The sequence below is a fragment of the Pseudomonas sp. R19M genome (assembly GCF_050312585.1).
In the GTDB taxonomy this organism is placed as follows: Bacteria; Pseudomonadota; Gammaproteobacteria; order Pseudomonadales; family Pseudomonadaceae; genus Aquipseudomonas; species Aquipseudomonas palleroniana.
Genome location: NZ_JBNPJV010000093.1, coordinates 115,944 through 133,132, shown reverse-complemented (window position 1 = coordinate 133,132; position 17,189 = coordinate 115,944). Strand labels below are relative to the sequence as shown.

The following is a 17,189-nucleotide window of genomic DNA, read 5'->3' as shown; positions in this document are numbered from 1 at the left end:
GTCGGCCTGGCTACCCAGTCTTGTTGCCCCTTCCAATCATAAAATCGGAGCTTCAGATGTCACAGGTCCATGAGCGGGCGTTGGTCCGCATCGGTTTTGCCGAGCTGGTGGCGTTGCTGCATCGGGTCTTCGTACTGCACGGTACCTCGCCGCAGGTGGCCGCGACCTTGGCCCGCAACTGTGCCGGCGCCGAGCGCGATGGCGCGCATAGCCACGGGATTTTCCGTATACCCGGTTATGTCAGCACCCTGGCCAGCGGCTGGGTGAATGGCAAGGCCGAACCGGTGGTCACCGATGTCGCTTCAGGCTTTGTGCGGGTGGACGCCGGCAATGGTTTCGCCCAGCCGGCGCTTGAGGCTGCGCGCCCGCTGCTGGTGGAAAAAGCCCGCAGTGCCGGAATTGCACTGTTGGCCATTCATAACTCCCATCACTTTGCCGCGTTGTGGCCGGACGTCGAGCCGTTCGCCGAAGAGGGGCTGGTGGCGTTGAGCGTGGTCAACAGCATGACCTGCGTGGTGCCCCATGGCGCCGACCGTCCGTTGTTCGGTACCAACCCGATTGCTTTCGCCGCCCCGCGTGCCGATGGCGCGCCGATTGTGTTTGACCTGGCGACCAGCGCCATCGCCCATGGCGATGTACAGATCGCGGCACGCAAGGGCGAGCGCCTGCCGCCAGGCATGGGCGTGGACAGCCTGGGCCAGCCGACCCAGGATCCGAAGGCCATATTGGAAGGGGGCGCGTTGCTGCCCTTTGGCGGGCACAAGGGTTCGGCCTTGTCGATGATGGTGGAGTTGCTGGCGGCGGCCTTGACCGGCGGCAATTTTTCTTTCGAATTCAATTGGGCCGACCATCCAGGGGCGCGCACGCCCTGGACGGGGCAGTTATTGATTGTGATCGACCCGAGCAAGACCGCCGGGCAAAGCTTTGCCGAGCGTAGCCAGGAATTGGTGCGCCAGATGCATGCGGCAGGGTTGCGGCGGTTGCCGGGGGATCGGCGTCATCGCACACGGGAGCGGTCGGACGCGCAGGGTATCGAGGTGGATGCCGAGGAGTTGGCGCGGTTGCGAGAGCTGGCCGGCGAATAAAACAGGCTGCGCCAGCGCTGGCGCAGCCCGGATTCGATCAGTTGCGGCGACCCAGCAACAGGCCGACGACCAGGCCGAAGCCTGCGGAAATCGCCACGGTCTGCCATGGGTGGCCACCGATGTAGGTTTCGGTGGCATCGACCACCGGCTTGCTGCGTTCACGCACGTTGGACACCGAGTCCAGCGCTTGCTTGAGTTTGATGGCAACCTGCTCGCGCAGGGTTTCTCCTTCTTCACCCACCAGGGATGCGCTGCTCTTGAGCAGCTTGTCCGACTCTTCGATCAGCGCGGTCAATTCGCTGAAGGCTTGATCCTTGATTTGGTCTTCGACGGCTTGGGCAGCGGTTTTGCGGGCCATTGGGTGACTCCTTGCAAGTGGATGTGACAGTGAACAATGGAGTATCGGGCCTCGGCAAAAGTTGCAGTTTTTTTGCGCCGGGGCCGTTCAAGGCTAAATCCGGACCAGGAAGTTTCGACCTACAGTGTAAGATGTCGCCTATTTGTGCAGCAGGTAATTCAACATGAGCTTCAATCTCGCCAACAAGACCCTCGCCGAACGCGCCGAGCTGGAAGATGAAAAGTCCCGACTTTACGAGCTGTGGCAAACCAACCTGGGCAAGGCCAAGGGGGAGGCCGCGCGGCTGTTCGGCGAGCGTGCCAAGCGCAAGGGCAAGTGGGCCGAATGGGTCCGTGCGGAACTCGACGGCATGTCGCCGCCGGAGTTTTCCAACATGGTGCGCAGTGAGGTCAACAAGCTGATGGCGGCGGCTAAATAAAGCACGCCACAATCGCCTCGCGTACCTTCAGCAACAGGGGGTCGAGCTGGGCCTGGGTGCGCCAGCCCAACTCCACCGGATAGCGCGGCAGCGCCAGCGGGCAGGGCAGTACGCGCAAGCCGGTCATGCGCGCAATCGCCTCGGCGGCGTGCCCCGGAATGGTGGCGACCGCCTGGCTGCCCTTGAGCAAGTACGGCAGCGCCGCAAAGTGGCTGGTGGATGCACACACCTGGCGGCTCAGCCCCTGCGCCGCCAACCCCTCATCGGTAATCCCGATAAACCCGCCCGACGACACCAGCACATGTTCGCGTGTGACGAACTCGTCCAGGCTGATGCTGGCCTGGTCCGAGTCCACCAGGCAGCGGTAATCACCTTCTCCCACGACTTGGCGACTGAGCCGGCCTTGGGCGAAACCACCGGCGGTGATCGCCAGGTCGAGGGTGCGATCAAGCAGGGCGGCTGCGACAATCTGGCTGTGGGTCTGACGGAAAATCACCCGCAGTTTCGGTGCGCGTTGTGCGATTGCCTCCATCAGCCGACGGCCATAGGCAATCTCGAAATCATCGGACAAACCCACCACCACCGAGCGTCCCTGATACTGCTGGTTACCCGGGTCGACCATTGCCAGGCTTTGGCGACAGCGGTCCAGCGCTTCGCTGATGACCGGTTTCAATTGATTGGCGCGCAACGTCGGCGCCAGGCCACGTCCGGTACGCACAAACAATTGGTCGCCATACACCTCGCGCAGGCGTCGCAAACCCGCGCTGATGGCCGATTGCGTGACGCCCAGGCGCAAGGCCGCCCGGCTGGCACTCGACTCGTCGTGCAGGGCTTCGAAGGTTTTCAGCAGGTTCAGGTCGACCTGGGTGATATTCATTTGGCTCATATCATTTAGCACTGAGGTGGGCTTTATTCATGATCGAGGCTGGCGGGAAAATGGGCAACCCCCCTCATTCGGAGTGAACCTGATGCCTGTTTCGATAGTGGCTGCCCTGCAAATCGGTGCCTTGCCTGGCGGCAAGGCCGAAACCCTTGAGCAAATCCTGGCGTATGAGCAAGAAATCAAACGCAGCGGCGCACAACTGGTGGTGATGCCGGAAGCCCTGCTGGGCGGTTATCCCAAAGGTGAAGGGTTTGGCACGCTATTGGGTTACCGCCTGCCCGAAGGTCGCGAAGCTTTCGCCCGCTATTTTGCCAATGCCATTGATGTGCCGGGCGCGGAGACGCAGGCGCTGGCCGAGTTGTCGGCGCGTACGGGGGCGAACCTGGTGCTCGGCGTGATCGAGCGCAGTGGCAGCACCTTGTATTGCACCATGCTGTATTTCGAACCGACGGGCGGCCTGGTGGCCAAGCACCGCAAGCTGATGCCCACCGGCACCGAACGATTGATTTGGGGCAAGGGCGACGGCTCGACCCTGCCGGTGATCGACAGCGCCATAGGGCGCATCGGCGGCGCCGTGTGCTGGGAAAACATGATGCCGTTGCTGCGCACGGCGATGTACGCCAAGGGCGTCGAAGTGTGGTGTGCGCCGACCGTGGATGAACGCGAGATGTGGCAAGTCAGCATGCGCCATGTGGCCCACGAAGGTCGCTGTTTTGTGGTCAGCGCCTGCCAGGTGCAGCCATCGCCCGAGGCGCTGGGTGTGGAAGTGGCCAACTGGCCGGCGCAGCGCCCGTTGATCGCGGGCGGCAGTGTGATTGTCGGGCCGATGGGCGATGTACTCGCCGGGCCATTGCGCGGTGAGGCAGGCTTGTTGACGGCGCAGATCGATACGGACGAACTGGTGCGTGCGCGCTATGACTACGACGTGGTGGGGCATTACGCCCGGCCGGATGTGTTTGAGTTGACGGTCGATGAGCGGGCCAAGCCGGGCGTACGCTTCATCGCTGACTGAACACCGCTCAGCTGTGTGGGAGGGCCGGCTCCCACATTTGCAGCCTCATTGGCTCAGGCGTGGGTATTCCAGCCATTGCTCGCGAGTCATTTCCCAGAGGTCCCGCGGGAAGGTGCCTTCAACGAACTCGCCTTGATCCGTGCGCACCCGGCGCATCCCTTCACGCTCGGAAATCCGGCGCGACGCCAGGTTCGGCGCCGCCTTGGGCACCCTCAACAGTGGCCGCTCCAGTACGCCAAACCAGTAGTCGTTCACCGCCGCACAGGCTTCGCGCATCAAGCCTTGCCCTTGCCATTGTGGGCCGAGCCAAAAACCACGGTTGTTATCGTGTTCGTCCATCAGGCTGATATTGCCGATTAACTTGTCCGGCGCGCTTTTCAGGCGGATCGACCAATGCCATTCCTTACCACGGGCCATGGCGGGCAGGGCGATTTGTTCCAGATAGGTGCGTGCACCATCGGCCGGGTAGGGCCAGGGCACCAGGGCATTGAGGTAGCGCACGACTTCCCAGTGCGGGAATTGCTGTTGGATGCCCTCGGCGTCGGCCAGGGTCAGTGGTCGAAGGATCAGTCGTTCGGTGAGCAAGGTCGGTTGCATGGTCGTTACCAGGTAGCCGTGTTCGGCAGGTCCAACGTGCCACGCTCCACAAAGCGCATGGTGCCGAACAACCCGCCCGCCAGCTTGCCGCGCAGCACGTAGGGCAGGTTGTTCAGGCTTTGGGTCTGGCTCAGGCCCAGGGTTTGGCGCAGTACGGAAAATGCCGAAACACTTACCGGCACCATCAGCACAGTCTCGGAAAAGCGCGGCACCGAGCCGGCCTGGTCACTCACGCCTGATGCCAGCGGCCGGCCATTGACGTCCAGGTCCAGGGCGATGCCGTTGTAGTCGATGGCCGTTTCATTGGGGTTCTGCACCCGCAACTTCACGGCGAAACGCACTTCCAGGTCCTGGCTTTGCAGGGGCTCGATCCCCACCACCGTGATGTTGACCGGGTCACGGTGGGGGAACAGCGCGCAGGCGCTCAAGGTCAGCAGCAGTAACGATAGAACCATGAGCTTGCGCATCTGAAAGTTGCTCCTATTGCGTAACGTCCGGGTCTTGCATGACTTTGAGGGTAGAAGACTCCGGGTCGAATTCGTCTTCTTCCAGCTCTATGAACTCTTCGGGCAGGAAAATGTTCAGCAAGATCGCACAAAATGCGCCCACGGTGATCGGCGATTCAAAGATGTTGTGCAGGGCCTTGGGCAGGTCGCGCAACACTTCCGGCACGGCGGCGACGCCCAGGCCCATGCCCAGGGATATCGCCACGATCAGCACGTTGCGTCGGTGCAGCCCGGCTTCGGCGAGTATCTTGATTCCGGCCACGGCCACGGTGCCGAACATGATCAGCGTCGCGCCACCGAGCACCGGCTTGGGCATCAGTTGCAGTACCGCGCCGATCATCGGGAACAACCCCAGCAACACCAACAGGCCGGCGATAAAGTACGCCACGTAGCGGCTGGCCACACCGGTCAGCTGGATCACGCCGTTGTTCTGGGCGAAGGTCACCATCGGCAGGCTGTTGAAGGTGGCGGCCATGGCCGAATTGAGGCCGTCGGCCAGCAGCCCGGACTTGATGCGCTTGATGTACAGTGGGCCCTTGACCGGCTGTTGCGAAATCATCGAGTTGGCGGTCAGGTCACCGGCCGCTTCAAGCGGCGAAATCAGGAAGATCACGGCAACCGGGATAAACGCGACCCAGTCGAACGAGAACCCGTACTTGAACGGCACCGGTACGCTGATCAGCGGCACCTGGGGCAGGGCGGCCATGTCCACGCGGCCCATCCACCAAGCCACGACAAAGCCCAGGGTCAGGCCAATCACGATCGAACCCAGGCGCAGGAACGGGTTGCTGAAGCGGTTCATAACCACGATGGTCAGCAGCACCAGTGCCGCCAGCCCCATGTTGCCCGCCGCGCCCAGGTCGCTGGAGCCGAAGCCGCCGGCCATGTCGGTGACCGCCACCTTGATCAGCGACAAACCCATCAGGGTAATGATGGTGCCGGTGACAACCGGAGTGATCAGTTTGCGCAGTTTGCCGATGAACTGGCTGAGCACCACTTCGATAAAGGCTGCAAAAAAACAGATACCGAAGATCGTCGAGAGAATTTCATCGGTCCCGCCGCCCCGGGCCTTGACCATGAAGCCGGCGCTGAGGATCACACTGATAAACGAAAAACTGGTGCCCTGCAGGCACAGCAGGCCGGAACCCACCGGGCCGAACTTGCGCGCCTGCACAAAAGTCCCCAGCCCCGAGACGAACAGCGCCATGCTCACCAGGTACGGCACTTCACTACCCAGTCCCAGAACACCGCCTACAATCAGGGTGGGCGTGATGATCCCGACGAAACTGGCGAGCACGTGCTGCAACGCGGCAAAAATCGCTGCGGTGAAGTGCGGACGGTCTTCCAGGCCGTAGATCAGGTCGGATTTATAGCGCGGTTGGGGGGCATGAGCGTCAGACAAAATGAGGGCTCGGGTCAGAAAATGGAGACGCAGGATGCCAGAAACTGCTAATCGTCAGAAGTGTAAAAAAATATTTATAAAGACCCTGCATAAACCGCCGGTGCTTGCCGATAGCCTGGGCAGGTCACCTATCAATTACAACAATGGTGACCAAGGTCTGAGCCGCGCGTTGACGCCGACGGATCGTTCGCGGCAGGGACGCATGCAAACACATCTTATGAGAGCGCATCTATGTCCCTTCGCCATCTGAATATTGCCCCTCGAGCTTCTCTCGGTTTTGCATTGATTGCCTTATTGGTCGTGGTATTGGGAATGTTTGCGGTTAACCGCATGACGTTGATGCGTCAGGCGTCGGCGGACATGGCCACCAACCAACTGCCCAGCGTCACTTATCTAGGGGTTATCACGGAGAACGTACTGCGCTTGCGTATCCTGTCATTTCGGGTGCTGGTCAACCGTGAGGCGGCGGGCCTGCAGGAGGCCGAAACCCGTATCGGTGTATTGCTTGATAAAGTGAAAACCGCTCAGGCCGGTTATGCGGTGATGCCAGCCGGCCCGGAGGAGGCGGCCTTGTACAAGACGTTTATCGTCACCCTGGACAACTACATCAAGGCCCAGGCCGAGATGCTGGCTTTGTCCAAGCAAGGCAAGCTCGATGAGATGCGTACCCTGATCAACACCCGCATCAAGGACGGCACCGATCAGATGGGTGAACAGTTGAACAAGCTGATCGCGATCAATGTGGCCGATGCCCGGCAGGCCAATGATGATGCCGAGCAGAGTTATCAAAGTGCCATCATTGGTGTCATCGTGGTCTCGGTAGTAGCCGCTTTGCTGACAGTGTGTCTGGCCTGGGCGCTGACCAGGAGCATCGTCACGCCATTGCGCAAAGCCGTGGAAGTGGCCGAGACCATCGCCGGTGGCAACCTCAGCAAAGTGATCGAGGACGATGGCAAGGACGAACCGGCGCGTTTGCTCAGTGCCTTGTCCGCCATGCAAGCCAACTTGCGCCAGACCATCCAGCATATCGCCGGCTCCGCCACACAGTTGTCCTCCGCCGCCGAAGAGCTGAGTGCGGTCACCGAGGAAGCGTCCCGGGGCCTGCAACAACAGAACAATGAAATCGACCAGGCCGCCACGGCCGTCAACGAAATGACCGCTGCCGTGGAAGAGGTGGCGCGTAACGCGGTGTCGACCTCCGAAGCGTCCGGCCAGTCCAACCAGGCCGCCCGTGCGGGACGCGACCGCGTGGTCGAAACCGTCGAGGCCATCCAGACGATGACCCAGGATGTGCAAAACACCTCGGTGCTGATCGAAGGCCTGGCGTCCCAGGGGCGTGATATCGGCAAAGTGCTGGACGTGATTCGCGCGATTGCCGAACAGACCAACCTGCTGGCGCTCAACGCGGCGATTGAAGCGGCCCGCGCCGGTGAAGCCGGGCGCGGTTTCGCGGTGGTGGCCGACGAAGTGCGGGCGCTGGCCCATCGCACCGCACAGTCGACTCAAGAGATCGAAAAAATGGTCGCCGGCATCCAGAGCGGAACCGGCGAAGCCGTGCAGTCGATGCAGCACAGCAACCAGCGTACCCATGCCACCCTGGAAATGGCTCGCGCCGCCGGTGTGGCGCTGGAGCAGATCACTCAATCGATCAGCCTGATCAACGAGCGCAACCTGGTGATTGCCAGTGCCTCGGAAGAGCAAGCCCAAGTGTCCCGCGAAGTGGACCGCAATCTGGTCAACATCCGCGACCTGGCGACCCAGTCGGCGGCGGGTGCCAACCAGACCAGCTCGGCCAGCCATGAACTGTCGCGCCTGGCGGTGGACCTGAATGGGATGGTGGCGCGCTTCGTCATCTGACCTGCAATAAGGCCAAAATCTGTAGGAGCGAGCTTGCTCGCGAAAAACGTCAACGATGACGCGTGTTTCCTGAATGAACGCGGCGTCTGAGGGTTTTTCGCGAGCAAGCTCGCTCCTACAAAAAGTCTTCCCCCCCTCTCTGCTATGGCTTCCACGCCCCAGGGTTCACCAGGTTCGTCGGCTTTTCCCCGGCCAGCGCCTGCAACAGATTATCCACAGCACACTTGGCCATTGCCTCGCGCGTCTCTTGGGTTGCCGAGCCGATATGCGGCGTGGCGACCACGTTGTTCAAACGCAGCAACGGCGACTCGTGATTAAGCGGCTCACGCTCGAACACATCCAGCCCCGCCGCGCGGATGGTGCGCTGCTGCAAGGCTTCGACCAACGCCGCTTCGTCCACCACCTTGCCCCGCGAGATGTTGATGAAGATCGTCTCCGGCCCCATCCGCCTGAATGCTTCGGCGCCAATCAGCTTCTCGGTTTCGGCGGTCAGCGGCAAGGTCAGGCAGACAAAGTCAGCCTCTTGCAGCAAGTCGTTCAGGCTGCGGTACTGCGCGCCGAAACGCTGTTCCACCTGCGGCTTGGGCGAGTGGCTGTGGTAGATCACCGGCATGCCGAAGCCGAAATGCCCGCGCTGCGCCAGGGCTTCACCAATGCGCCCCATGCCGATGATGCCCAGGGTTTTGCCGTGCACGTCGGTACCGAAGTGCGCCGGGCCGATGTTCTTGTTCCATTGGCCGGCGCGCACCATGTCGGCCAGCTCGACCACCCGGCGTGCGGTGGCCAGGATCAACGCAAAACCGGTGTCGGCGGTGGTTTCGGTGAGCACGTCCGGGGTGTTGCTGAGCAGGATGCCGCGCCGGGTCAGGTAGTCGATGTCGTAGTTGTCGACCCCCACCGAGACGCTGGCCACCGCTTCCAGGTAGGGCGCCAGGTCCAGCAGTCTGGCATCCAGGCGCAGGCTGGCGCCGAGCAGGCCATGGGCGCTGGGCAACGCGTCGCGCAGTTTGGCCAGGCCCGTGTCGTCCAGCGCGTCGATCAGCGTGACATCGGCCTGTTCATGCAGGCGAGCCATCAGCGGCGCGGAGAGTTTTTTGTACAGCACAACAGACTTTTTCATGAGGTTTTGACCTTCAACTCCAGGGTTGGCGCCCGTACGCGATCGCTGGCGCCGGGCTTGAGGAAAATCGTCAGCACCACCGACAGCAGCAACGCGCCGCTCATCAGCAGGTACGAGGCGCCGGGCGAGCCGGTGCTGCTATTGAGGTAACCCACCAGGTACGAACCACCGAATGAACCCAGCGCGCCCATGCTGTTGATCAGCGCCATGGCGCCACCGGCGACGTTGGCCGGCAGGATTTCCGGGACGATGGCGAAGAACGGACCGTAGGGCGCGTACATGCAGGCTCCGGCGATCACCAGCAAGGTGTAGGACCACCAGAAATGTTCGGCGCCAAGCGTGTAGGAGCCGTAGAACGCGATGGAGGCAATCAGCAACGGTGGCCACACAAAGCGTTTACGCTTTTGCAGTTTGTCCGAGCCCCACGACACCACCAGCATGCCGATCACCGCCGCGAGATAAGGCAGGGCCGACAACCAGCCGGCCTCGACCATATCCATTTTCAAACCCGCCTTGAGGATCGACGGCAGCCACAACACAAAGCCGTACACGCCGATGCTCCAGCAGAAAAACTGCAGGGCCAGCACGATCACCTTGGGCGAGCGGAAGGCTTCGGCGTAGTTCTTCACCGCCTTGATGCCCACCTGCTCGGCGGCCAGGGCGGTCTCCAGATCCTGTTTCTCGCTGTCGCTGAGCCATTTGGCATCCTTGGGCCGCTCATCGGCCAGGCGCCACCAGATAAAGGCCCAGATCACCGCCGGCAAACCTTCGATGATGAACATCCAGCGCCAGCTGAAGTGCTGCACCAGGTAGCCCGAGACCACCGACATCCACAGCATGGTCACCGGGTTGCCGAGAATCAGGAACGTATTGGCGCGCGAGCGCTCGGCACGGGTGAACCAGTGGCACAGGTACACCAGCATCGCCGGCATCACGGCCGCTTCAACCACCCCGAGCATGAAGCGGATGGCGATCAGCATATAGGCGTTGGACACCACGCCCGTCAGCGTCGCCAGGCCGCCCCACAGGATCAGGCTGACAAAGATCAGCTTTTTAACGCTGCGCTTCTGGGCATACATCGCTCCCGGCACCTGGAAGAAAAAGTAGCCCAGGAAAAACAGCGCGCCGAGCAGCGACGACATTCCGGGGGTGATCATCAGGTCTTCGGCCATCCCGGAGGCGGCGGCGAAGCCATAGTTGGCGCGGTCCAGATAGGCCAGGCTGTAGGTGATAAAAACGATCGGCATGATGTACCACCAGCGGCGGGTGGCGAGTTTCACGGTATCCATGGTGTTGCTCCTGAGCTTGTTGTAGTTGTTGCAACAGGTTGTGGTGTGCGGGCTTGCCCCGCGCCGGGCTGCGGCGCCTTTGCTCAGCTCGCCTTCTGTGCCAGCGGCAGGTCTGCCCTGAACGGCAAGCCTTCCATATCGCCACGGCTCTGCACCGCACGGCTGCCGATCCAGTTACCGCGCTGCACGGCCTCGGGGAAACTGAGGTTTTCCAGCAGGGCACTGACCATGCCGACGGCGAAACCATCGCCGGCACCGACGGTATCCACCACGGTTTCCACCGGCACGGCGGCGATGAAACCTTGGTCCATGCGGGTCCGGTAGTAAGCCCCGTCCGGCCCCAGCTTGATGGCCACGGCCTCGGCGCCCTGGTCCAGGTAGAAGGCGGCAATATCGGCCGGGTCATCAAAGCCGGTGAGCAGACGGCCTTCGCTCAAGCCCGGTAATACCCAGTCGGCCAGGGCGGCGAGGGCATTGATCTCGCGGATCATCTGCTGCTCGTCGGGCCATAGCGATGGGCGCAGGTTCGGGTCGAATGACACGCTGCGCCCGGCCTTGCGCATTTGCATCATCAACTCGCGGGACAGTGCTCGCGTGGCGTCGGACAAGGCCGCTGGAATGCCGGTGGCGTGCAGGTGGCGCGCTTGCAGCAATGCCGGTTGGATGGCCTCGATAGACAAGTGGCTGGCCGCCGAGCCTTTGCGAAAGTATTCGACCTGGGGATCGGCGCCGCCGTCTTCACGGGACTTGAGTTGAAAACCGGTGGGGTGCAGCGGGTCGACCGCTACGTGGCGGCAGTCCAGCCCTTCTTTTTTCAGGCTGTCGAGCACAAAACGGCCCAGGGAATCATTGCCCACCCGGCTCAGCCAGGCCACGTTGAACCCCAGGCGCGACAGGCCGATGGCGACATTGCTGTCGGCCCCGGCAATGCGCTTGTGAAACTGCGCCACCTGCGCCAGGTCGCCGGTCTGTTCGGCGACGAACATCGCCATGGTTTCACCAAACGACAGGATATCGAGCTTAGACATGGGCATTCTCCAGACGGGGCTGGCCAAGGGTGGCGAGGGCGGCGACCTGCTGGGCGGTGACCTGGACCAGGTCATCGCCTTGCAACGGAAATTCCACGGCCCGCGTAATACCTTGGGTCATGTGCTTGAGCAGTTGTTCCCACAAATGCAGGTCGGTGGGGCCGGGCGGCAGGGCGACGAGCTTGCCGTCCTGGCGACGGGCCACGGCTTTGCAGTGCAGGTAGTCCACATGCCGGCCGAGCAGGCGGGCGGCGGTGAGGGCGGACTGGTCCTGCCACTGCCAGTTGCCGATGTCGAAGGTCATCTTGACCGGCAGGCCGAGGCGCTCCACTTCACTGAAAAAGCGTTGCATCGGCTCGATACGCCCACCGTGCAACGTCTGGTCGTTTTCCACCAGGAGACGGACCGGGTGACGGCTGAGCAGGGCGTGCAGGCTTTGCAGGTCGTTGGTGTCGGTAAAGTAACCCAGCGACACCTTCAACCAGCGCGAACCGAAAGCCAGGGCGCGATCCAGGGTCGCGGCCAGTTCAGCATTGGGCTGGGCGCGACCGGCGACCCAGAGTTCCAGGGGCGATGAGAACACCGATTCCAAATGCTGCTGCGCCGCTGCCTGGGCCAGTTCGCCAGGGTGCTCGTCGGTCAACAGTTCTTCGCGCCATTCGATGCGTTGGGCACCGGCAGCGCTGAGCACCTGGACAAAACTCAATTGGCCCTGCTGGCGGACCAGGTCGGCGCCGTAGCTGGAAAGGCTGATGGAGACGGGGTATTTATGCATTGTTGTGTACCTCTGAAACCGGTTTCATTTTTTTGTGCAAAGGAAGGTGCAAAGAAAGGTGAAAGACATTTAAAGGCGCCGAGTGGAGCCCCGCACGATCAACTCGGGCAGGAAGTCCAGGGTGCGCGTGGGATCGGTGTCGCCGCGCAAGCGCTTGAGCAAACAGTCAAACGCACTGGCGCCGATCGCCTCGGTCGGCTGGGCGAGGGCGGTGATGCCGCTGCCCACCAGCGGATACCAGTCCAGGTCATCCAGGGCGAGCAGGCCAACGTCGTCGAACAGGTGGCAGCCCAACGCCTTGAGCGCACGGGTGCAGGCCAGCGCGGCGACGCCGTTGGCGCAGAACAGCGCCTTGGCGCCGGGCTTGGCGAGAAAGGTGTGCAGGTTGTTTTCCAGGGCGTCATCGAGCTCCAGCACTTTGCCGGTCAACCCCGGGCGGCGCTCGATCTCGGCAATGAAACCGGCCTGGCGCTCCAGGCGCGAGCTGGTGCCGTCGGCCGCTTCACTGACCATCAATACATCGCGGTAGCCCTGCTGCTGCAGATGCTCCAGCGCCATGCGCACGGCGGCCGGGTTATCCAGCCCCACCAGGTCGCTGTGCAGCGGCTCGACCTTGCGGTCCACCAGCACCAGGGGCATTTCCCGTTGCAGCTCCAGCAATTGGTCGAGGTGATGACCGAGGGTGTTCACGATCAGCCCTTCGATGTTGTACGAACGCAGTGCCGCCAGGTGCTGGCGCTCCTGCTCGTCATCGCGGTCGGTGTTGCACACCACCAGGCTGTAGCCGTGCCGGCGGCAGGCGGTTTCGACGCCATGCATCACCGCAATGGAATAGGGGTTGCGGATATCCGCCACCAACATGCCGATCAGGCGTGTGCGCCCACGTTTCAGGCCACGGGCCATCTGGTTGGGGCGGTAGCCGAGGGCTTCGATGGCTTGTTCGATGCGCAGGGCAATGGCATCAGAGAGCAGCGCGCGGTCATCGCCGATAAAGCGCGACACGCTGGCCTTGGAGACCCCGGCGCGCTCGGCGACGTCGAGCATGGTCACGCGGCTGCGCTGGGCGGCGGAAAATGGAGTCACGGCAGAACCTTTCTTATTGGATTTGGTGTTTCACTGAAACCGGTTTCAGAAAACACTAGTCAACCGGCCTCGTCAAGAATTTCTTGGTGATGGCTCTGTCGCCAGACGCTGAAAAGCGGACGAATGGCGCTGCTACCTGTGAAATCTGACAGTATCAGCCGGCGTAAAGGAGGTGTTCAATTGCACCAACAGCGCCTGAGCCGTCTGAGTTTTTAGACAAAAAGGCGCATCGAGAGTGATTGAGTTGCGGGAGGTTTCGATGACCACTTCCAATACAACCCAGCCGAATGCTAATGGTCCTTCGGGCCCTGGCGGTATCCTCGTGCTGGATAAGCCAAAAGTCGTCGATGCACTACCGGATGGGTTGATCCCCGCAAAATTTTATTTCGACGATTTGAAGATCTCGCTTGAAACGCCTTGGGCGGTTTTACCCGCTACAGGCAGGTTCCAATATGTGATTTTTGAGTGGGCTGTCCATGGCGCCAGACCCGCCGATACCCCCCCGTTCGAACTGGTTGGCCCGCTGACGGATGCCGATTTTCCCATATCGCTGACGATTCCTCGGGCCTTTTTACTGAGCAGCGCTGTCGTTGATCTCAGGTATCGGATCCATAACACCCGGCCAGATAGTCCCAGCGTCGATACCTCTGAAACGGTGACTATCAGAATCGACCGCGATGCCCCTGGTGCTGGCGCGTTCCTTCCTCCTGCGATTTTCCCGATAGATCCGATAACTCAGGACTACCTGGACAACAATCCCATGGTGCCCATGGAAATCCCTCCGGGCTATCGAGGACGTGAGGTCGGTGACAAGGTACATATGTATTTTTCTGACCTGAATATGCTGCCAACGGGCTTGCCGACACTGACCTCGCTACCGCTGACGAGTGCCAATGGCCGCATTTTTGTAGAGGTGCCCAACGACGTGTTCCGCAGGTTCCCGGGTGCTCTCTGGCTGTTCTGTTTTTATCGTCTGGAGGACCGTGCCGGAAATGTGAACCCGGAATTTTCACAGGTGGCGCGGGTCGGGCTGCAAACCGACCTTCCTCCCATCATGTACACACGCCCCCGGTTTCCCCAATCCGAGTCCCACCCCAACCGGTATTTGACCTGCAGCACTCAGCCGCCGATTTGGTTAGGGGTCGAGGTGCACATTCCCCCCGATCCGAACATCCTTGATGGGGATTTGATCACGCTCAGGTTTCAAGGGTATGGCCAATACCCTGATGTCAATCCAGACCCCAACATTGTGGAAACCCTTGAGCATTATTGGGACGCGGGAGGGGATGCAGCCGGCTTCAACTTCTGGATCCGTGATGTGGAACGTCTGATCCGCCCATTGAAAGAGAACGCAGGTGGGGAGGCTAGCTATTTGGTGTCCAGAGCGGGGGCGATCATAGGCCGCTCCGCCTCCAGGTTCGTGCAGTTCGACCGTGTGGTGCTGACGTCACCACCGCCGCCCGACCCCATCTACTGCTGGATTGACGGTAATGGCCCCGAGCCTTGAGCCGAGTCACCCCAGCGCATGAATGTTGGGCTACATCGCTCTGATGGATGCTTTTTCGAGTCAGCGTGGTTGGCTGAATGCCATCGACGGGAGCGAGCGTGTCTGTTTAAAACACCAAGGAGAGACCGAAATGACTAAAAAACGTGGTTCGACTACTGCACCTGCGCCTTTGGTTCTCAATGCGCCTACGATCGTTGAAGCGCTGGATGATGCAACCGGCCTCATTCCTGCGTCGGTTGCACCTGTAGGTATTAACGTGGAATTGAGTACGGGGGTAGCGTCAAGGAACACCGATTGGATGAGCATCGAGATTCGCGCTACTGATGTGATTCCGCCCACGTGGGTCACCTTGGTAGCGCCCTATCAACTAACCGCCATTACCCCCCCGGTTCCGCCCGTTATCAACAGGTTCGTGCCCGCGCCGGCACCCCAGTTTCGACACGGTTTCTACCAGCTTAGAAATACCCAGTACCGTAATCAAGCGGGCATACCGGGAACCCCCGTCGACAGCTCCAATCCGGGGGCATTTCGGGTCGATACCATTGCGCCTTATGCCGTTGAGTCATCCCGTGAGCAACCGACTGTTCCGGAGTTTGTCAACGCGCCGCCGGGCACCGTGATCACCAATGCGTTCCTGATACAAGAAGGTGGCCTGGAGATCCGCATTCCAGCGAACGGTTATCCCTCGCAGCCGGGGCAATTCGAACAAGGGGACAGGTTTTTTGTTTACTTCAGCCCGGTAATGGACCCGCGTCCCGAGCATTTGGTCAGCGATCCACTAGGGATACCGATGCTGACTACGGGGGGCACTTTCTTCCTGCCGGCCGCTCAGATAATTTTGAGTGGTTTGTACTATGTTTTCTACGTCATCCGTGATCGGGCCGGTAACATCAGCCGCCCTTCGTTCAATGATTTTCGTACCGTTGCACTGCTTGACGATCCCCAGCCATTGTCAGTCCGCATTCCATTGGCGCCCGCCCCGCTCGACGGCAGTACCGATGATCTGCTCGATATTGCGGATTATGTGCAAGGTATTGACGTTCATATTGAAGAGTACCTTCATCATGCGATCGGGCTGGACAGGTTCGAGTTGCAATGGGGTACGCAGCCATATGGGACGCAAACGCCAGCGCTTAGCGGGTTTGACGTTATCTTCAGTAATATGAACGACGCGATCAAGGCCGCATATACCGCAACACTGGGGCCGCAGACTGTGATCGTGCGCTATCGTATCGACCGAAATGGCGTTCTCTTTGACTCTCCCAACAAAACCGTGCGACTTGATTTGTCGGTGGAAGGCGCGATTCTTCCTGGCACCCTTGAGCCGGGAGATGTAAACCCTGGACTGCAACTGGCACAGGTGTATGGTGCGGTTTCGACTCCCGAGTTGAACACCCTGCGCATCGTCGACGCGAATCAACCTGTCACGATTGTGATTCCGCTCTGGACCGTTGCAGCGGCGCCCCATGCGAACAACAGGTTTTTCCTGTTCTGGGGCGTCACCCGAGAGCGCGTCGGGCCTTTTAACCTCAGTACCCTGACGCCCGGGGCGGATGCGACGTTCACCATCCCGTGGGACGTAGTGGCTAGACATGGTAATGGCATGCAGCCGGTCAGCTACGTAGTCACCGGCCCCGGCACCACTAATGAAAACCCATCGGGTGTTACCACCGTCAACGTGATCGATGCCGTGACGGAGATATTGCAAGCTGCTCAATTCCGGCATCTTGATGCCAACGCTGAGTGGAGCTGCGTGTCCTTGCAGAGTCGTGGCCCTGGGGTGCCACCGACGCTCTTTGCCGAGCTTTTCATTCCAGCAGATCCAAGACTGGTGGTCGGTAATGATGTGAGAGTAACCGTGACTATTTGGAGCGAGGCCTTTGGTTTTCCACCGGGCCCATTCACGCAAGTCTTTACCCACCCATCGTTGAGCCAGGATGACGTGGATAATGGCTTCATTGTCGAAATTATTTACGGTGCATTCCTCAAGCAGTCTGTGATTGGGCCTTGCGAAGTGACCTACAGCACAGTGGTGAGCAGCGGAGCGACCGGTAACAGTGAACTGGCCGAGGTTTACTCGGTATTTTCCAATCCGGAGACCTACTGCGACGGTATGACTATCGTGAGACCTTAAGCGAGCTGTTCGTTGGAACCGTCAAAGGGAAGCGTCGCTTCCCTTTGACGTATCCGGCAGTTGGTAGTTGAAAATAGGCATTCTAGAAGCTGAGCTCGCAGGTTCACCTCGATCGCCTTATATTTCTGAAGCTAT

General features: G+C 60.7%; 16 protein-coding genes. 6 read left to right on the top strand and 10 right to left on the bottom strand.

Features of this window, described 5'->3' with window-relative positions; translation table 11 throughout:
* Positions 1 to 56: 56 nt before the first annotated feature.
* Positions 57 to 1,085: an Ldh family oxidoreductase gene (locus ACQRBT_RS24130; RefSeq protein ID WP_060757090.1), complete on the top strand. Its 1,029-nt coding sequence runs from the start codon at positions 57 to 59 to the stop codon at positions 1,083 to 1,085.
* A 37-nt stretch (positions 1,086 to 1,122) separates the two neighbouring features.
* On the opposite strand, the gene ACQRBT_RS24125 is transcribed toward ACQRBT_RS24130, so the two are convergent.
* A complete protein-coding gene (locus ACQRBT_RS24125; protein WP_016979401.1) occupies positions 1,123 to 1,443 on the bottom strand; it encodes a DUF883 family protein in 321 nt (106 codons plus the stop codon).
* Between the two features lie 163 nt (positions 1,444 to 1,606).
* Between ACQRBT_RS24125 and ACQRBT_RS24120 the strand changes: the two genes are divergently transcribed.
* Complete coding sequence (locus ACQRBT_RS24120; protein ID WP_060757089.1) at positions 1,607 to 1,861, top strand: hypothetical protein; 255 nt, start codon at positions 1,607 to 1,609, stop codon at positions 1,859 to 1,861.
* On the opposite strand, the gene ACQRBT_RS24115 is transcribed toward ACQRBT_RS24120, so the two are convergent.
* The gene (locus ACQRBT_RS24115; RefSeq protein ID WP_081087101.1) at positions 1,854 to 2,747 is read right to left on the bottom strand and encodes a LysR family transcriptional regulator; all 894 of its coding nucleotides are present in this window, start codon (positions 2,745 to 2,747) and stop codon (positions 1,854 to 1,856) included. The genes ACQRBT_RS24120 and ACQRBT_RS24115 overlap by 8 nt on opposite strands.
* A gap of 82 nt (positions 2,748 to 2,829) precedes the next feature.
* Between ACQRBT_RS24115 and ACQRBT_RS24110 the strand changes: the two genes are divergently transcribed.
* The gene (locus tag ACQRBT_RS24110) at positions 2,830 to 3,756 is read left to right on the top strand and encodes a carbon-nitrogen hydrolase family protein (RefSeq protein WP_244383701.1); all 927 of its coding nucleotides are present in this window, start codon (positions 2,830 to 2,832) and stop codon (positions 3,754 to 3,756) included.
* Between the two features lie 45 nt (positions 3,757 to 3,801).
* Here ACQRBT_RS24110 and ACQRBT_RS24105 read toward each other — a convergent pair whose 3' ends face one another.
* The 3 genes from ACQRBT_RS24105 to ACQRBT_RS24095 are packed head-to-tail and all read right to left on the bottom strand — an operon-like array spanning position 3,802 to position 6,261.
* The gene (locus tag ACQRBT_RS24105) at positions 3,802 to 4,353 is read right to left on the bottom strand and encodes a GNAT family N-acetyltransferase (protein WP_161549506.1); all 552 of its coding nucleotides are present in this window, start codon (positions 4,351 to 4,353) and stop codon (positions 3,802 to 3,804) included.
* A gap of 5 nt (positions 4,354 to 4,358) precedes the next feature.
* Positions 4,359 to 4,820, bottom strand: a complete 462-nt coding sequence (locus ACQRBT_RS24100) for an LEA type 2 family protein (protein ID WP_412046822.1) — start codon at positions 4,818 to 4,820, stop codon at positions 4,359 to 4,361.
* A gap of 13 nt (positions 4,821 to 4,833) precedes the next feature.
* Positions 4,834 to 6,261: a nucleobase:cation symporter-2 family protein gene (locus ACQRBT_RS24095; RefSeq protein WP_412046823.1), complete on the bottom strand. Its 1,428-nt coding sequence runs from the start codon at positions 6,259 to 6,261 to the stop codon at positions 4,834 to 4,836.
* Positions 6,262 to 6,492: 231 nt separating this feature from the next.
* Between ACQRBT_RS24095 and ACQRBT_RS24090 the strand changes: the two genes are divergently transcribed.
* Entirely contained in the window at positions 6,493 to 8,118 is a 1,626-nt protein-coding gene (locus ACQRBT_RS24090) for a methyl-accepting chemotaxis protein (RefSeq protein ID WP_412046824.1), read from the top strand.
* Positions 8,119 to 8,260: 142 nt separating this feature from the next.
* Here the strand turns inward: ACQRBT_RS24090 and ACQRBT_RS24085 are convergent, their stop codons facing one another.
* The 5 genes from ACQRBT_RS24085 to ACQRBT_RS24065 all read right to left on the bottom strand — a co-directional run bounded on the left by ACQRBT_RS24085 (position 8,261) and on the right by ACQRBT_RS24065 (position 13,413).
* Positions 8,261 to 9,238 carry an NAD(P)-dependent oxidoreductase gene (locus ACQRBT_RS24085; RefSeq protein WP_412046825.1) on the bottom strand — a complete coding sequence of 326 codons (978 nt, stop codon included), beginning with the start codon at positions 9,236 to 9,238 and terminating at the stop codon, positions 8,261 to 8,263.
* A complete protein-coding gene (locus tag ACQRBT_RS24080; protein WP_090371428.1) occupies positions 9,235 to 10,527 on the bottom strand; it encodes an MFS transporter in 1,293 nt (430 codons plus the stop codon). The genes ACQRBT_RS24085 and ACQRBT_RS24080 overlap by 4 nt, the downstream gene beginning before the upstream one ends.
* Positions 10,528 to 10,610: 83 nt before the next feature.
* Positions 10,611 to 11,555, bottom strand: coding sequence for a sugar kinase (locus ACQRBT_RS24075; RefSeq protein ID WP_060757080.1), 945 nt, complete (start codon positions 11,553 to 11,555; stop codon positions 10,611 to 10,613).
* Positions 11,548 to 12,330 carry a sugar phosphate isomerase/epimerase family protein gene (locus ACQRBT_RS24070; protein WP_161549511.1) on the bottom strand — a complete coding sequence of 261 codons (783 nt, stop codon included), beginning with the start codon at positions 12,328 to 12,330 and terminating at the stop codon, positions 11,548 to 11,550. Before ACQRBT_RS24070 ends, ACQRBT_RS24075 begins: the two co-directional genes overlap by 8 nt.
* Before the next feature lie 69 nt (positions 12,331 to 12,399).
* Positions 12,400 to 13,413, bottom strand: a complete 1,014-nt coding sequence (locus ACQRBT_RS24065) for a LacI family DNA-binding transcriptional regulator (protein ID WP_412046826.1) — start codon at positions 13,411 to 13,413, stop codon at positions 12,400 to 12,402.
* Positions 13,414 to 13,672: 259 nt separating this feature from the next.
* Between ACQRBT_RS24065 and ACQRBT_RS24060 the strand changes: the two genes are divergently transcribed.
* Complete coding sequence (locus ACQRBT_RS24060; protein WP_104993483.1) at positions 13,673 to 14,920, top strand: hypothetical protein; 1,248 nt, start codon at positions 13,673 to 13,675, stop codon at positions 14,918 to 14,920.
* A 130-nt stretch (positions 14,921 to 15,050) separates the two neighbouring features.
* Positions 15,051 to 17,054: a hypothetical protein gene (locus ACQRBT_RS24055; RefSeq protein WP_412046827.1), complete on the top strand. Its 2,004-nt coding sequence runs from the start codon at positions 15,051 to 15,053 to the stop codon at positions 17,052 to 17,054.
* Positions 17,055 to 17,189 lie beyond the last annotated feature (135 nt).

Excerpts from the sequence above, each read along its gene's own strand:
- ACQRBT_RS24130 (WP_060757090.1), top strand. The coding sequence starts at position 57 with ATGTCACAGGTCCATGAGCGGGCGTTGGTCCGCATCGGTTTTGCCGAG.
- ACQRBT_RS24125 (WP_016979401.1), bottom strand. The coding sequence starts at position 1,443 with ATGGCCCGCAAAACCGCTGCCCAAGCCGTCGAAGACCAAATCAAGGAT.
- ACQRBT_RS24120 (WP_060757089.1), top strand. The coding sequence starts at position 1,607 with ATGAGCTTCAATCTCGCCAACAAGACCCTCGCCGAACGCGCCGAGCTG.
- ACQRBT_RS24115 (WP_081087101.1), bottom strand. The coding sequence starts at position 2,747 with ATGAGCCAAATGAATATCACCCAGGTCGACCTGAACCTGCTGAAAACC.
- ACQRBT_RS24110 (WP_244383701.1), top strand. The coding sequence starts at position 2,830 with ATGCCTGTTTCGATAGTGGCTGCCCTGCAAATCGGTGCCTTGCCTGGC.
- ACQRBT_RS24105 (WP_161549506.1), bottom strand. The coding sequence starts at position 4,353 with ATGCAACCGACCTTGCTCACCGAACGACTGATCCTTCGACCACTGACC.
- ACQRBT_RS24100 (WP_412046822.1), bottom strand. The coding sequence starts at position 4,820 with ATGCGCAAGCTCATGGTTCTATCGTTACTGCTGCTGACCTTGAGCGCC.
- ACQRBT_RS24090 (WP_412046824.1), top strand. The coding sequence starts at position 6,493 with ATGTCCCTTCGCCATCTGAATATTGCCCCTCGAGCTTCTCTCGGTTTT.
- ACQRBT_RS24085 (WP_412046825.1), bottom strand. The coding sequence starts at position 9,238 with ATGAAAAAGTCTGTTGTGCTGTACAAAAAACTCTCCGCGCCGCTGATG.
- ACQRBT_RS24080 (WP_090371428.1), bottom strand. The coding sequence starts at position 10,527 with ATGGATACCGTGAAACTCGCCACCCGCCGCTGGTGGTACATCATGCCG.
- ACQRBT_RS24075 (WP_060757080.1), bottom strand. The coding sequence starts at position 11,555 with ATGTCTAAGCTCGATATCCTGTCGTTTGGTGAAACCATGGCGATGTTC.
- ACQRBT_RS24070 (WP_161549511.1), bottom strand. The coding sequence starts at position 12,330 with ATGCATAAATACCCCGTCTCCATCAGCCTTTCCAGCTACGGCGCCGAC.
- ACQRBT_RS24060 (WP_104993483.1), top strand. The coding sequence starts at position 13,673 with ATGACCACTTCCAATACAACCCAGCCGAATGCTAATGGTCCTTCGGGC.
- ACQRBT_RS24055 (WP_412046827.1), top strand. The coding sequence starts at position 15,051 with ATGACTAAAAAACGTGGTTCGACTACTGCACCTGCGCCTTTGGTTCTC.